The following is a 14666-nucleotide window of genomic DNA, read 5'->3' on the forward strand; positions in this document are numbered from 1 at the left end:
CTCCGTGCCTTGGGACGACGCGAAGAAATATCTGGCTGCTCGAGGGCGAGGCGAGAAACCCGTAAAGCCGACCGCGCGAAAGCTCGAGTAGCAAGGCATGAGGTCCATGAGATCCTCGGCCGCGCTGGACTTGCGCCGTCTCGCCATCGATTCCCCTCCTCCGAAACCGCCGATCAGCGGATTTGGTAAACATTCAGCAACAAAGCTGAAAGGCATTTGCCAGTGAATCGAAGGGAGTTCCCCCATCAGTGCATTTCCAAATGCGCGTCAGGAGGCGGGGAAGACATGGCCCTTGTTCTTGCAAGTGGGGATGGCAGGCGTAATATGTCTAATATTTTAGACAACATCTGGCTGTGCTCTGCCATGAACCTCATCGACATCGGCCATGCCGTACGAGCCCGACGTGCCGAACTGGGCTTGTCCCAAGCGCAGTTGGCGCACCTGAGCGGCCTGTCCCGGCAAACCCTGGTTGGCTTGGAAACCGGCGTCCTGGGCGATCTGGGTGTCAATCGCGTGGGACAGGTGATGGCAGTGCTGGGGCTGGACAGTCTCAAGCCGGATACGCTGGCGCGGCGCAAGAAGCGTGGCCTGTGGATGGCGGCCAAGACGGCCAGTGTCAGCTATGCGAGTGAAATGGCGCCCGAGGCGCTCGAGCAAGCCCTGGCGAGCGGCGACGTGCCGCCTCCATTCGCCCCGCACCTGACTCATTTGCTTGACGAAGCGCCTGTGCCGATCATCGTGATGGCAGTGGAGGAGACGGCCTCGCGCGCGCACCTGCCGCCGCGGCAGATCTGGCGCAACGTGGCGAAGTTGGCCGAATCCTTGTCCGTGCACCGGCGGGCGCTGTGGGCATGAAGCCCGAGGCATTGCCCGGCGGTCCCTGGGAAAAGCTGTTCCCGCGGGCACTGGCGCTGATCGACGAGATCAGCCGATACGGTGGGATCGCCGATCCGTTCTGGACCTTCGGCGGCGGGACTGTGCTGATGTTCCGCTACCACCATAGGTTGAGCAAAGACATAGACATCTTCGTGCCCGATCCGCAGTACCTCGGCTTTGTCACGCCTCGGTTGAGCGACACGGCGGCGGACCTGACGCAGGACTACACCGAGCAGCCTGGCACCTTTGTCAAGCTGCAATTCGAGGAAGGCGAAATCGACTTCGTGGCCGCTCCCAACCTGCTGGCCGAGGCTTGGGAAACCTGGGACATCGGTGGCCGCTCCGTGAAGGTGGAGACGGCCGCCGAGATCATTGCCAAGAAGATGTACCACCGTGGCGACCGGGCCACGGCGCGCGATCTGTTCGACCTTGCGCTCGTGATCGAGCGCGAGCCGTCCCAGCTCCGAGCGGCAACGCCGTTCCTGCTGCGCCACCGGGAGGCATTCCTGTCTCAGATTCGGCAGCCGCATGCCGGCTTGCGCGCTGCGTTCGACGCCATCGCCACGCTGGACTACACGCCGGGCTTCGACCATTGCGTGACCGTCGTTGGGGAGTTCCTGGTCAGCATGTAGTTTCGGACAGTGCGAGATCGACCTTCGCGCAGGCCATTGCTGGGTTTGAAGTGGTAGCACACGACTCTCTGTCGCTTTGTGCTGAATGGGTCTGGTGTCCTGGCCGAGCGAGCCAATACCTTCTTCAAGGTCCCTTCGGGGCTGATTCTTTTTATGCCTTCGATCGAAGGCCGGGACTTGGTTCAGTCATCCGGCCGATGCGCGGGCGCCGCGGCGCAGGGCCTTCGCATCGCGCGCGGCATGTCGATGCGCAGGGGCCGTCGCCGCTGCGCTGTTCGCGACCGGGCTGGACCGCGGCCTGGCACGCGTGTGCGCCGAGTGAGCGCACGAATTTGCGGCAAGGACCTCGGGTCAGAAGACCTTGCTGAGGAATCGCTGGATGCGCGGGTCCGCGCAGTTGCCGAAGAACTCGCCGGGCGGCGCGGCCTGCACGATGCGCCCGCCGTCCATGAACGCGACCTTGTCGGCGACCGCCCGCGCGAAGCCCATTTCGTGGGTGATGCAGATCATCGTCATGCCGTCCCGCGCCAGCAGGATCATGGTTTCGAGCACTTCCTTGACCATCTCCGGATCGAGTGCCGACGTGGCCTCGTCGAACAGCATGACGGAAGGATTCAGGCAGAGGGCCCGCGCGATGGCGACGCGCTGCTGCTGTCCGCCCGAGAGCTGGGCCGGATAGGCCGATGCCTTCTCGGCGAGCCGGACCTTGTCGAGGTACGCGAGTGCGGTCTGCCGGGCCTCCTGCCGTGAGCGGTGCCGGACCCAGCGCTGTGCCAGGGTGCAGTTCTCGAGCACGGTGAGGTGCGGAAACAGGTTGAACTGCTGGAACACCATGCCGATGTTGGCGCGTACCAGATCGGCATGGCGCATGCGCGGCGAGACCGCGACGCCGTTGACCGTCACGGTGCCGCTTCCGTAGCCCTCGAGTCCGCTGATGCACCGCGCGAGCGTCGACTTGCCCGAACCCGAGGGGCCGCACACGACCACGCGCTCGCCGGCGGCGACGCTCAGATGGACGTCGCTGAGCACCTGGTGCGCGTGGAAATGCTTGGACAGCCCCGCGACCGAGACCATCGGGTCGAGAGAGCAGATGGCTGTGCCCATGCTCAGGCTCCCCGCCGATAGAGCAGGGCGGCAGGGCTGTCGCGCCAGGCGCTCAGTTCCCCGGTGCTCACGCGGGTGCGCCCATAGACCATCCAGGCATCGTCGACCGTGCCGATGAACTGCTTCACATAGAGGCGCTCGGGGTGCTTTTCCGCGGCCGAGGCATAGCCGAGGCCGACCGCGTACTTTCCGTCCAGCACGCCCTGCGTGACCTCGGCGACGGTCTCCACGAATTCGATCTGCGGCCACTGGCGGCGGTCGATGTACGGCAGGGTGGGGCGCATGACCGCGAGGGACGTGGGTTGCGCGGCATCGTGGCGCTGGAGGATCGCCAGATCCTGACTCGGCGAGATGAAGGTGTCGATCAGGTGGAGGCCGACGAAGCACTTCGCGACCGTCGAGGCGGCCGCGGGATGCACCGCGCACTGGATCATGAAATCGGCCTCGCCCCGAAGCACGGCACCGGCGCCGCGCTCGAAATCGGGGACCAGGTCCAGGATCGCGGTGTCGCGAAGGCCGTGAAAGTCGAGGTAGCGGCGCGCCACGAATTCGTGGTTGCTGCCTGCCGGGCCCAGGGTGAGGAATTTCATGCGTTTGCTTGGGTTCAGTGGGGACGATGCAACGAGGCCTCGAGCGCGCGCACGCCGCGCAGCAGGACGTAGTTGATGGCGAGATAGACGAGGCCCGCGCCGAGAAAGATCTCGTAAGGCGCGTAGGTCTCGGCGGTGAGCAGGCGGGCGCTGCCCGTGAGCTCGAGCAGGGTGACGGTGCTGGCGAGCGAGGTCGCCTTGCAGGTCAGGATGATCTCGTTGCCGAAGGCCGGCAGCGCCGCGCGCACCGCGAGCGGCAGGTCGATCAGGCCGAAGGCCTGGGCGCGGCCGAGCCCCAGGACGCGGGCGGCCTCGCGCGTCCCCCGCGGGATCGCGGCCAGTGCGGCGCCCAGTGTCTTGCCCGTGTAGGCGGCCGAGTTCAGTCCCAGGGCGATCACCACGCACCAGTAGGGATCGCGCAGCACGGGCCAGAGCACGGAATGCCGGATCAGGTCGAACTGGCCGGCCCCGTAGTAGAGCAGGAACAGCTGGACCAGCGCGGGGGTCCCGCGAAAGAAGAGCACGTAGGCATGGGCCGCCGCGCGCAGACCGGCGGCCCGCGCGTTCCGGCCGAGGGCAACGGGGATCGACAGGGCCGTGCCCAGGAGGATGACCCAGGCCGTGAGTGCGAGCGTGAGCCCGGCGCCCTCGACCAGCGCGGGCAGCACGGACCACAGAAGGGTGATGTCGAACATGGGATCAGGCGGCCAGCGGGCGGGCGGCTCGGCGCTCCGCCCACTCGAGGCACAGCGTGGCGAAGCCGGTCAGCGCAAGATAGATGCAGGCGGCGGCGAGGTACATCGTGAACGGCTCGCGCGTCGCGCCGGAGGCCTCCGCGGCCTTGCGCATGAGTTCGTCGCACCCGACGATGGAGACGATCGAGGTCTGCTTGAGCAGAACGATCGACTGGTTGCCGAACGGGGCGAGGGCGAAGCGGGCCGCCTGCGGCAGCACGACGGTCCACAGCGCCTGGGCGCGCGACAGTCCGAGCGTCCTCGCGGCCTCCCGCTGGGTTTTCGGGACCGCCAGCAGCGCGCCCCGCGCGATCTCGGCGGCATAGGCGCCGAACGAGAGCGCCAGCGCGGCCACGCCGGCGAGGAAGGTATCGATCTCGACATAGCGGCCGGTGAGCGCGGCGAGCGTGAGCGAGCCGCCAAAGAAGACGGCGAAGACGATCAGCAGGTCGGGAATGCCCCGGACCACCGCGGCGTAGCCGTTGCCGGCGGCCCGCAGAACGCGGTGGCCCGAGAGCTGCAGGCCGCAGACGGCGGCGCCGAACAGCGTGCCGAGCAGCAACGCGGCGGCCGCGAGCTGCAGCGTCGCGAGCGCGCCCAGGAGCAGCTGCCCGCCAAAACCATGGAGGATGTTCATCGGGGGTCGCGGCGCCTACATCAGCTTGAACGGGAAGTACTTCGCCGTGATGCGGTCGTAGGTGCCGTCGGCCCGGATCGCTTCCAGCGCGGCGTTGATCCTCGCCAGGGTCTGCCCATCGTCCTTGCGCACGGCGATGCCGTTGCCTTCGCCGAGGATGCCGCCCTTGAGCTCCGGGCCGACGAACGCGAAGTCCTTGGCCTCGGGCGTCTTCAGGAAGCCGACATGGTAGGTGACCATGTTGCCGAGGATGTACTCGACGCGGCCGGCGACGAGATCGAGTTCGGCGGCCTGCGGCGTGTCGTAGAACTTGAGATTCGCGGCCTGGTAGTTCTGCGCGAGGTAGGCCGCCTGGACCGAGCCGCGCTGTACCCCGATGCTCTTGCCTTTCAGTGCCGCGGGGCTGACGTCCGGCGGCATTCCCTTGCGCGCGACGAAGCGCGAAATCGTGTCCTTGTACTTGGCCGAGAAGGCCACGCGCTCGCGGCGTTGCGGCGTGATCGCCATGCTCGCCACGATCATGTCGTACTTGCGGGCGACGAGGCCCGGAATGATGCCATCCCAGTCCTGCGCGACGATCTCGCACTTGGCCTTCATCTTCTCGCACAGTGCACGTGCGATGTCGACGTCCCAGCCCTGCAGCATCCCCTGCGAGTCCTTGAAGCTCCAGGGCGGGTACGCGCCTTCGGTCGCGATGCGGTAGCTGCCCTCGGCGTTGGCTGCGGCCATGCAGAGGCATGACAAGAGCGCCAGGCAGAGGGGCCGGCGAAGCAAGCCGGGAAGCGAAGCGTGGAAGCGCATGGACATTGTCTCCGAGACGAATCGTTGTGATGCGCGAATCGTCGGGGAGGTTCGTGGCGTGCGCAATGCTTGCATCGGACGCAATTGCCCGTTCGAAGGACCGCCCTGCGGGCGCAGAGGGGCCAGCGCACCGGGGGGCGCGCACATTGCATCGCGGGCAATTCGCTCGGTGCCCGCGAACGTGCCTGGCGGCGCGCCTGGACATGGCGCGGTCGCGTCGCGGTGCAAGCATCGCGCCGCCGCCGGCGAGCCCGTTCCACTCGCCAATCCATGACATGAAGCAGCGCCGGCGCGAAGTCGCGTGCGACGTGTCTCGCCTGTGCAGCGGGCCTACGGCGTGTCCGACCAGCCGCCGCTGCGTTTTTGTCCTTTCTTGCCGTCGTCCCGCGTGGGCTTCCCCTTGAATGTGGTCGAGCGTGCTGCCACGGTGGATGGGCCGCCGCCGACTTGAGCGGCCGACGCGGTCGTTCCCGTCTTGGACGACCTACGCAAGATTGCGCCCCGCTCGTTTTCAGAACAGGGGCCTGCGAGTGACTGGCGCAGCTGCATGGCGTGTCATCGCACGCGCAGAACCCTGCCGTGTGGAGCGTCCCTTCGCAGGCTCGCAAGGCGAAGAGGCCCGCCTGTCGCATGGTCAGGAAGTCCCTGCGAACGCGCGACATGCAGGCTACGCCAAGACCCGCACGATCGCACCGGGGGGCAGTGAATGCCAATCGAGCCATTCGCCGACGGCCGCATGGTGCGTGGGCGTTGCGGCGGCATCGGGCGCTCCCCATTGCAGCGTCAGGCGCCGATGCCCGAGCCGCAGCGCAATCTCGAAGCCCGGCCAGTGCGCGGGCACGCGCGGCGTCAGCGAAAGCATGCGGCCCTTCACGCGCAGGCCCAGCAGCGTTTCGACCGCGGCGCGGTGCAGCCATGCGGCCGAGCCGGTGTACCAGCTCCAGCCGCCGCGCCCGACATACGGCGCGGCGCCGTAGATGTCGCCGGCCATCACGTAGGGCTCCAGTTCGTAGGCGGGCCCGCGCCCGGGATGGATCGCGCGGTGCGCCGGGCTCAGGCCCTCGAAGCTCTGCCATGCCGCTTCGTGGTCGCCCTGCAGTGCCTGCGCCATCAGTGCCCACACGGCGCCGTGCGAATACTGGCCACCGTTCTCGCGCACGCCGGGCGGGTAAGCCTGGATGTAGCCGGGATGGTTGGCCGAACGGGCAAAGGGCGGCGTCAACAGGCGCAGCAGGCCGGCCGGTTCGTCGCGCAGATGCTCCTTCACGGCGGCCATCGCCGGGCCGGTGTGGGCATCGTCCGATGCGCCCGAGAGCACCGACCACGCTTGCGCGATCAGGTCGATGCGGCACTCGTCGCTGGCCGACGAACCGAGCGGCGCACCGTTGTCGAAGAAGGCGCGGCGGAACCAGGCGCCGTCCCAGCCGGCATCGTGCAGCGCAGCGATCCAGCCGCGCCGCGCCTCGTTCCAGCGCGCGGCCCGGCCGTGCTCGCCGCGCGCCTGCGCAATCGGCGCGAAATGCTCGACCACGCTGCACAGGAACCATGCAAGCCAGACCGATTCGCCGCGGCCTTCGTGGCCGACGCGGTTCATGCCGTCGTTCCAGTCGCCGGTGCCCATCAGCGGCAGGCCGTGCACGCCGGTCGCCAGGCTGCGGTCGATGGCCAGCGCGCCGTGCTCGAACACGGTGGCCGTGCGGCCGCTGTGCTGCGGCGCGTAGTAGGCGTCTTCGGCGCCCTCGGGAATTGCGGGGCCTTCGATGAACCCCACCGCATGGTCGAGCAGCGCTGCATCGCCGGTCACTTCGACATAGTGCGCCGTCGCAAAGGGCAGCCACAGCAGGTCGTCCGAAAAATGCGTGCGCACGCCGGCGCCGCCAGGCATGTGCCACCAGTGCTGCACGTCGCCTTCGGGAAACTGCCGCGCCGCATTGGCCAGGATCTGCTCGCGCAGCCGCGCGGGATCGGTGAGCGCGAAGGCCATCGCATCTTGCAGCTGATCGCGAAAGCCGAAGGCGCCCCCGGCCTGGTAGAAGCCGGCCTTCGACCAGAGCCGGCAGGCCAGCGTCTGGTAGATGAGCCAGCGGTTGGCCATGGCGTCGAACAGCGGATCGGGCGTGCGCACCTGCAGGCGGCCCAGCAGCTCGTCCCAGAAGCCGCGCACCTGCGCCAGGGCTTCGGGCACGTCGCGCTGGCGCCAGCGGCGGGCCAGAGCGAGTGCCGCATCGGCGTTGTCGGCGTGGCCCAGCACGAAGCTGAAGCTGGCGCTCTCGCCGGCGCCGACGACCAGCTCGCCGCCGATGGCCGCGCAGGCGTCGAGCCCGCCGCCGGCGCGCCGCGCCAGCGTGTCCGGCACTTCGACGATGCCGCGCCCGGCGAAGAACTCGTTGCGGTCGCAGGTCCATTGGGTGGCGCCCGGCAAACCCGCCAGCAGCAGGAAAGCCGTGCTGCCGCCGAAGCCCGCGCTCGATTCACGCTGCTGGCCGAACACCGCGGGCTGGTCTTCGGGCTTCCAGCAATGAACGGTCCGCCGTTCGCCGCGCGCGGCGCCGAGCTGCCACTCGGCCATGCCGAGCGCGCGCAGGCGCCGCGGGCCGGCGCCCTGGTTGTGCACGCGCACGTGCACCAGCTTGACGGCGTCGTCCCGGTCCGCGAAGAAGGTGGTCTCGAGTGCGAGTTCCTGTTGCCGGCATTCGAAGACCGTGTAGCCCTGGCCATGCCGCACGCGGTGGCGCACCTCGCCGCCATCCCCTGCACCCTGGCCCGCCGGCGTGAGCGGCAGCAGCGCGCCCGAGGCCAGGTCCTGCAGCAGGTAGTGTTCGAAGGCCGGGTCCTGCACCGGGTCGTTCGACCACGGCGTGAGCTGGTGCATGCGGCTGTTGCCGGCCCAGGTGAAGCCGGTGCCCCATTCGGACACCTGGAAGCCGAAGCCGGCGTTGGCGATCACGTTGATCCACGGGCGCGGCGTGCGGGTTCCGGCGCCGACCTCGAAGCGGAACTCGCCGCTCTCGGCATCGAAGCTTCCCACGGGCGCTTCCGCGGAAGGCGCCGCCGCGGGCCGTGCCAGCAGGGCGGCACGCGACGCTGCGGCCGGGGTCTCGGCGTCCGCGCCGGTGTCGACCCGCGCCTCGTGCAGCGCCGCCACCTGCGTTTCGAGCGAGCGCCCATCGGCGGTGAACACCACGCGTGCCAGCTTCGAAAGCGCGGCCTTCTCCGAAGGCGCCACCTCGTGGTCGCGCAGCAGGTGGAAGCCCGCCGTGTCGTTGCGCGGAAAGCTGTTCTGGGTCTGGTGCGCAACGCGCAGGCGCAGGGTTTCGATCTCGCGCTGCAGCGGCATCAGGTAGGAGTTCGGCTCGCTGTTGAGCACCACCAGGTCGCAGGCCACCCCGCCAAAGCCCCACCACGGCTGTGCGCGCAGCAATGCGTTGATGAGCCCCATGCCGCTCATCGAATGGATCGCGACCAGCACGATGGGCTTGTCGCCCGAGATGCCGAAGCGCCAGATCTGCCGCAGGTCGACGAGGCCGCGGTCCTTCATCCCGCGCGGCGTGGTGTAGGTGAGGATGGTGGTCAGGTCCTGCAGCGCGAAGGTCTGCGCGGGCGCGATGCTCAGGTCGCGCAGCCGCACCTGCGCCAGCGTGGCCGCCATGCGCGTGGCGCGCTCCACATGCATCGGCTCCAGGTAGCGGTCGATCCTGGGCATCAGCGCCTCGATGCTTTCGTCGGCGGCGGTCGCGAAGCTCAGGCGCGCTGTGGCCCCTGGTGCGATCGACAGGCGCACGCGCAGGCAGGCGATGGGATCGAGGCCGTTCACCGGCGTACCGTCGGCCGCCAGCGGCTGCGCATCGAGCGCGGGGTTCGCGAGCGAGCGGTTGCGCCCGATGAAGGCGCGCCGGTCGGTCATGCAGTCGATGGAAAGCACATGGGCATCGACCGAGGCGAGGAAGTGCGCTGCCGCCACCATCGGGTCGCCATGCAGGCGCGGCTTGCGTGTCAGCAGCAGCGCGCGCCACGCGGGCTCCCAGCGCGATTCGACGAACAGGTTGGCGAAGGCCGGATGCGCCTCGTCCGCCTTGGGGTACGACAGCACCGGCTCGAAGCAGGAGACGAGCTCGAGCGTGCGGGTCTCTCTGCCGGCGTTGTGCAGCGTGATGTTGCGCAGCTCGGTGTCGTCCTCGGGGCTGATCAGCACCGTGGTGCGCACCTGCAAACCGTCGCCAGATGCATCGAACTGCACCTGCTCGGCGAGAAAGCGGCTGCGGTAGGTCCAGCCGGTGCCGGGCGCGGGCAGGGCGGTGAGCGAGACGAGTTCGTGCTTTTTTCCATCCTTCTCAATATCGCGCAGGTAGAAGAAAGTGCCGTGGCCGTCGCGCAGCGGGTCGTCGCGCCAGCGGGTCACGTTGAACGCGTGCCAGCGGCTCACGCCTGCGCCGTTGGCGCGCAGGGCCACCGTGTAGCGCCCGTTCGACAGCAGGTGCGTGGGCTGGAAGCCGGACACCTTCGGGTCCACCGAGCGGGGCTGGAACAGCGGCGCCAGTTCGGCCAGGCTGGGTTCGGGCGGCGTGCGCGGATCGGCGCTGCCGATGATCTGCCGCGGCGTGCGTTCGTGCAGCAGCGACTCGTGTGCCTGCACCAGCGCGGCGCTGCCGAACCAGCGGCGCGGTGCCTCTGCGCGCAGCACATGGCACAGCGCCACCAGCGACATGCCCTGGTGGTGCGCCATGAAGTTGCGCACCACGGTGAAGTCCTGGCCCTCGGCCTGGCGCGAGATGGTGAAATCCACCGCGTCGTGAAAGCCGAACTCGCCGCGCGCGCCAAGCGATTCGAGCAGTTCCAGGTTGGCCACCGCCGCGGCCGGTGCCAGCACGGCGGCCATGGCGCTCGCATAGGGCGACACCACGCGGTCGGCGGGCGGCGTGCGGCGCAGCGCGAGGCGCGGCACGCCGAAGGGCGAGTACTGGTAGGCCAGCGAATGGTCCTGCGCGAAGTAGGCCGATTCGGAAACGCCCCACGGCATGTTCAGCGAGCGGCCGAAGGCCTGCTGCTCGGCGATGGCTGCGCTGTTGGCCACCTGCAGCAGGCCGTCGTCCGGTTCTGGCATCACGAGCGTGGGCATCAGGTACTCGAACATCGAGCCGGACCACGACTTGAGCCCGGGCTGGAAACCCACCAGCATGAATGGCCGGCCCAGCGCCATCCAGTGGCGGCGGGGTACGTCCCCCTTCGCAATCGCCAGGAAGCTCAAGAGGCGCGACTCGGAGGCCAGCAGGTCGTAGTAGCTCGCGTCGAGCACGTTCTCCTCGACGCGCAGGCCGATGTGGAACAGGTGCCGCTTGGGGTCGTAGAGGCCGCTGAAATCCATGCCGGCATGCAGCGCATCGCAGCGCTGTGCCAGCGCCTCCAGCGCGGGTTCCTCATGGCCCTGGCAGCCCTCGGCAGCAAAGGCGCGGCAGGCCTGCGCCACGGCCACGAGGTGGCCCGCGAGGTTGCCGCTGTCCACGCTGGACACGTAGGCCGGCGGCAGCAGCTGCAGCGTCTGCGTGTCGTACCAGTTGAAGAGATGGCCCTGGTGCTTCTGCATGCGGTCGACGGTGTCGAGCGTGGCCGTGATGCGCGTGAGCAGCACTGCGGTGTCGATCCAGCCGAACTCGCGCGCGCAGCAGCCGGCCAGCAGGTACATGCCGATGTTGGTCGGCGAGGTGCGGTGGGCGATGGTCGGCTGCGGCTCGAGCTGCAGGTTGTCGGGCGGCAGGTGGTTGTCTTCCGGGCCGACCACGTGCTCGAAGAAACGCCAGGTGTCGTGCGCCAGTTTCTCGAGGTAGCTGCGTTGTTCGGCGCGCAGCGGATCGGGCACCTGCGCATCGACCCGGCTGCTCCACCAGGCTGCGAACGGCGCCAGTGCCCAGGCCACGAACATCAGCGGCCCGGCCACCGGATAGGCGCTCCAGCGCGCCGCCACCACGGCCAGCGCCAGGCACAGCAGGCTGCTGAGGGCCGCGTTGCGCAGGAAGGGCGGCAGCTGCTGGCTGGCCTGGGCCTGGGCCTGCGCTGTCGTGGTCCATTGGAGCAGGTGCCTGCGGCTGACCGTCAGCCGCCACGTCGCCAGGAACATCGCATCGAGCAGCAGGCGCGTCTGCGCCGCCAACTGCACGAACTGCCAGGCTGCGCCCGCCGTGGCCCGCAGCAACTCGACCGCGCCGACGTCGAGGAAGTGACGCAGCTCGATGGCGCGGCGCGTCGGCACCAGCCCGGCCAAGGCACCGAGCAGCGGCCCGAGCGTGAGCGCCGAAGCGACCGCGGCCAGCGCCCATCCGAGCGGCATGGCCTGCGTGAAGACCACGAGCACCAGCAGCGCGAAGGAGGCGGGCACCACCAGCGAGCGGCGCAGGTTGTCGCCCATCTTCCAGAGCCCGAGCGCGTCGATGCCGAAGTGCCTGGCGCGCCACAGCAGCGGCAGCAGCTGCCAGTCGCCGCGCACCCAGCGGTGCACGCGCGATGCGGCCACGCCCGCGTGGTGCGGGTGGTCCTCGATCAGCACCACGTCGCTCACCATCGCGCAGCGCGCGACCGTGCCTTCGAGCAGGTCATGGCTCAGCACCGCGCCGTCGGGCAGGCGCCTGTCGAGCGCGGCGTGCACCGCGCGCACGTTCAGCAGGCCCTTGCCGGTGAAGGAGCCGCTGCCGAACACGTCCTGGTAGATGTCGGACGCGCCGCTGCCGTAGGGATCGAGCCCGCACTGCCCGGCAAACATCCAGTGGAAGAACGAGCGCTCGCTGCGCATCGGGAACGGCGTCACGATGCGCGGCTGGAGGATGCCGAAGCCTGCCACCATGCGCCGACTCTCCGCATCGATCTCGGGCGCATTGAGCGGGTGGGCGGCAATCGACACCAGCTCGCGCAGCGCGCCCGGCGGCAGGCCCGTGTCGCTGTCGAGCGTCAGCACATAGGGCGTGGGTCCCGGGGCCAGCTGCTGGCCCGACGCCAGCGGCAGAAAGCCGCTGGCGTCGCCGGCGGCCAGCAGGCGCAGCAGCATTTCGAGCTTGCCGCGCTTGCGCTCCCAGCCCATCCAGCGTTCCTCGGTACCGCTCCAGCTGCGCGGCCGGTGCAGCAGCAGGAAGCGCGAGGCCGCGCCGGCGGGCGCCGGGTATTTCGCATTGAGCGCGGCAATGCGCGCAATGGCATCGTCGAGCAGCGGCGCGTCCTCCGGCAGCGAGGCTTGGGGCGCGTCGGCCCAGTCGGTCAGCAGCGCGAACTGGGCGTGCGCCTCGCGATTGGCGAGCCAGTGCAGTTCGAGCCGATGGGCGAGCTGCGCGGTGTTCGCGGGCGAGCCCAGCAGCGTGGGAATGACGACCAGCGTGCGATGCCGCTCGGGAATGCCGGCCGCGAAGTCGAGGCGCGGCAGCGCCTGCACCCGCACCGACTCGGCCATGATGCGCTGCACCAGCGCGATCAACGCCTCCGAGAGCGGCCATGCGAGCAGCGCCATCGCTGCGAGCGTGGTCCAGCCGCGAGGCTGCGGCAGGCCGTGCGCCACGGCTGCCAGCAGCCACGCGGTGCCCAGGACGATGAAGAGCACATAGGCCGGCAGGCGCCAGCCGTGGCGGCTGCGGCGCGGCCGGACCCCTGCCGGACCGCCGGCACGGCCCATCGCTGCGTCGGATTGCAGTGCCGCGAGCAGCGCGCCACGCCCCTGCCCGAACAGGTAGCAGCCGGCGGTGCCGTCGGCGCGATCCCTGCCGGCGCTTGCGTCGTCGGCCGGCGCAGCGGCCGCGAGCCGCACCACGGCCTGCGCCACCTCGCGCTCGGAGCGGCCGCTGTCGCGCGCGATCCGCTCCATCGCATGCGTGATCTGCTGGCGCGTAAGCTCGCTTTCGCCTGCGAAGCTCGGCAGCTCGCGCAGCACGCGCAGCGAACGGCTCACGGGTTCGATCAGGTCGCTCCACTCGACCTGGCCGATCATGCGCAGCGTGGTGATGATGTTGCCGACCGTGAGGTTGGCCGCGGCCTGCGCGTTCTGCGCCTCGCCGATCAGCGCCGGCCCGTTGGGGCAGTGCTGTTCGGTCCAGCGCACCAGCGCCGGCACGTTCTCGCCATGCTCCACCGGCAGGCGCTGCCAGAGCTGCGTGAGGTAGGCGTCCTGCAGGTTGTGGCTTTGCAATGCGCGGTACAGCGTGCCGAGGTCTTGCGTCGACAGGTGCGGCGCTGCGTCCCACACCGCATGTGCTATTTCGCATGCCACCTTGTTCTCCGCGATGCTCTCGGCCAGGCGGCGCAGGTTTTCGAGCAGCACCACGCGCATCGTGGTGGGCAGCGCCCACAGCTCGCCGAGCGTGAGCTCGTCGATGTCCTGGTAGGCGTTGAGAAAGGCGGTGAACAGCGTCTTGTCGAGCACGCTGTCGGTGTGGGCCACGTAGGCCCACGCCATGCCGTAGACGCGCGGCAGGCCCGCGAGCGGCGGCGTGGCGAGCTTGGGCAGGCGCGCGTAGTAGCTGCGCGGCACGCCGTCGTGGATCTGCTGGAGCTGCGCTTCCACCAGATGGAAGTTGTCGAGCAGCCATTCGGCCGCGGGAGATACATAGCGCCCGCTCTGCGAGATCAGCGCGATGTAGTCGAAGGCGTTGCGCAGCGATTCGAGGTTCTCGTCTACGCGCGGAAAAAAGGGCGTTCCCTCGCGTGCGTGGTGCGGGTCCAGTTCGATCGCCTGGGCGCGGGCCAGGCTGTGGCCGTGCTGTTCGAAGCGCTGGGCTCCGAAGAATTCGGCGCGGATCGGCGGTGCCACCGGCTCATGGGGAGCAAGGAGCAGCGTGCGCGCGTAGCTGCTGAGATCTGCGAGCCGACCCACGACAAAGGCGGCGCTCATCGCGCCGCCTTTGTCCGGAATTCGAAGGGGGTGCCGCCTGTTCGCCCCCTCTCGGGCGAATTTGCAGCCCGGGTCGGTTCAGGCGCGGCCACCCTCAAGCAAGGGCGAGCAGCCCCATACCAACGAAGGCAACCGCAACGCAGGCCATCGTGACGACCCGGCCTGCAAGGAGTGCGCGCACCCGCTGCATGTGGCTTCGCACCGGAAACCATCGCCCGTGGGCGCGTGCGCAATGGCGCATGTGGGAGGCCAGGGCTTCGACATCGCGCCCGATGAAATCGATCTGAGAATGAGTGAGAGACTGCGGTAGCGACATGGCGACGGCTCCTGTGTTACGACTTCGAGCTGCCGCGCGATTGCGAGAGGACTGTGAACGTCTCCCGACCGTACGCTCTTTAATGACCTTACGGGGCTCTGTTTTGATGATGTGCC

The 14666-nt window shown here is 69.0% G+C and carries 9 protein-coding genes; 2 read left to right on the forward strand and 7 right to left on the reverse strand.

The features are described from left to right. Nucleotides 1–363: 363 nt before the first annotated feature. Together AC1DSC_RS16225 and AC1DSC_RS16230 are read left to right on the forward strand one after the other, a co-directional pair. Nucleotides 364–855 carry a helix-turn-helix domain-containing protein gene (locus AC1DSC_RS16225; protein WP_026284050.1) on the forward strand — a complete coding sequence of 164 codons (492 nt, stop codon included), beginning with the start codon at nucleotides 364–366 and terminating at the stop codon, nucleotides 853–855. After that, nucleotides 852–1508 (forward strand): nucleotidyl transferase AbiEii/AbiGii toxin family protein, encoded by a 657-nt coding sequence (locus AC1DSC_RS16230; protein ID WP_015865895.1) that lies wholly within the window; start codon nucleotides 852–854, stop codon nucleotides 1506–1508. Before AC1DSC_RS16225 ends, AC1DSC_RS16230 begins: the two co-directional genes overlap by 4 nt. Before the next feature lie 351 nt (nucleotides 1509–1859). Here the strand turns inward: AC1DSC_RS16230 and AC1DSC_RS16235 are convergent, their stop codons facing one another. The 7 genes from AC1DSC_RS16235 to AC1DSC_RS16265 form a co-directional block, all read right to left on the reverse strand. Next, on the reverse strand, nucleotides 1860–2612 hold the full coding sequence (locus AC1DSC_RS16235) for an amino acid ABC transporter ATP-binding protein (RefSeq protein ID WP_015865894.1): 753 nt from the start codon (nucleotides 2610–2612) through the stop codon (nucleotides 1860–1862). A gap of 2 nt (nucleotides 2613–2614) precedes the next feature. Beyond that, complete coding sequence (locus tag AC1DSC_RS16240; RefSeq protein ID WP_015865893.1) at nucleotides 2615–3202, reverse strand: TAXI family TRAP transporter solute-binding subunit; 588 nt, start codon at nucleotides 3200–3202, stop codon at nucleotides 2615–2617. A 14-nt stretch (nucleotides 3203–3216) separates the two neighbouring features. After that, nucleotides 3217–3897 (reverse strand): ABC transporter permease, encoded by a 681-nt coding sequence (locus tag AC1DSC_RS16245; RefSeq protein WP_015865892.1) that lies wholly within the window; start codon nucleotides 3895–3897, stop codon nucleotides 3217–3219. A gap of 4 nt (nucleotides 3898–3901) precedes the next feature. Then, nucleotides 3902–4573, reverse strand: a complete 672-nt coding sequence (locus tag AC1DSC_RS16250; RefSeq protein ID WP_015865891.1) for an ABC transporter permease subunit — start codon at nucleotides 4571–4573, stop codon at nucleotides 3902–3904. 15 nt (nucleotides 4574–4588) lie between these two features. Next, complete coding sequence (locus AC1DSC_RS16255; protein ID WP_018904959.1) at nucleotides 4589–5302, reverse strand: ABC transporter substrate-binding protein; 714 nt, start codon at nucleotides 5300–5302, stop codon at nucleotides 4589–4591. 739 nt (nucleotides 5303–6041) lie between these two features. Beyond that, on the reverse strand, nucleotides 6042–14234 hold the full coding sequence (locus tag AC1DSC_RS16260; RefSeq protein ID WP_015865889.1) for a GH36-type glycosyl hydrolase domain-containing protein: 8193 nt from the start codon (nucleotides 14232–14234) through the stop codon (nucleotides 6042–6044). Nucleotides 14235–14328: 94 nt separating this feature from the next. Beyond that, nucleotides 14329–14550, reverse strand: a complete 222-nt coding sequence (locus AC1DSC_RS16265) for a hypothetical protein (protein WP_018904957.1) — start codon at nucleotides 14548–14550, stop codon at nucleotides 14329–14331. Nucleotides 14551–14666: the final 116 nt, after the last annotated feature.

It is taken from the genome of Variovorax sp. 01N425 (assembly GCF_056399465.1).

Excerpts from the sequence above, each read along its gene's own strand:
- AC1DSC_RS16245 (WP_015865892.1), bottom strand. The coding sequence starts at position 3,897 with ATGTTCGACATCACCCTTCTGTGGTCCGTGCTGCCCGCGCTGGTCGAG.
- AC1DSC_RS16255 (WP_018904959.1), bottom strand. The coding sequence starts at position 5,302 with ATGGCCGCAGCCAACGCCGAGGGCAGCTACCGCATCGCGACCGAAGGC.
- AC1DSC_RS16265 (WP_018904957.1), bottom strand. The coding sequence starts at position 14,550 with ATGTCGCTACCGCAGTCTCTCACTCATTCTCAGATCGATTTCATCGGG.
- AC1DSC_RS16225 (WP_026284050.1), top strand. The coding sequence starts at position 364 with ATGAACCTCATCGACATCGGCCATGCCGTACGAGCCCGACGTGCCGAA.
- AC1DSC_RS16250 (WP_015865891.1), bottom strand. The coding sequence starts at position 4,573 with ATGAACATCCTCCATGGTTTTGGCGGGCAGCTGCTCCTGGGCGCGCTC.
- AC1DSC_RS16240 (WP_015865893.1), bottom strand. The coding sequence starts at position 3,202 with ATGAAATTCCTCACCCTGGGCCCGGCAGGCAGCAACCACGAATTCGTG.
- AC1DSC_RS16235 (WP_015865894.1), bottom strand. The coding sequence starts at position 2,612 with ATGGGCACAGCCATCTGCTCTCTCGACCCGATGGTCTCGGTCGCGGGG.
- AC1DSC_RS16260 (WP_015865889.1), bottom strand. The coding sequence starts at position 14,234 with ATGAGCGCCGCCTTTGTCGTGGGTCGGCTCGCAGATCTCAGCAGCTAC.
- AC1DSC_RS16230 (WP_015865895.1), top strand. The coding sequence starts at position 852 with ATGAAGCCCGAGGCATTGCCCGGCGGTCCCTGGGAAAAGCTGTTCCCG.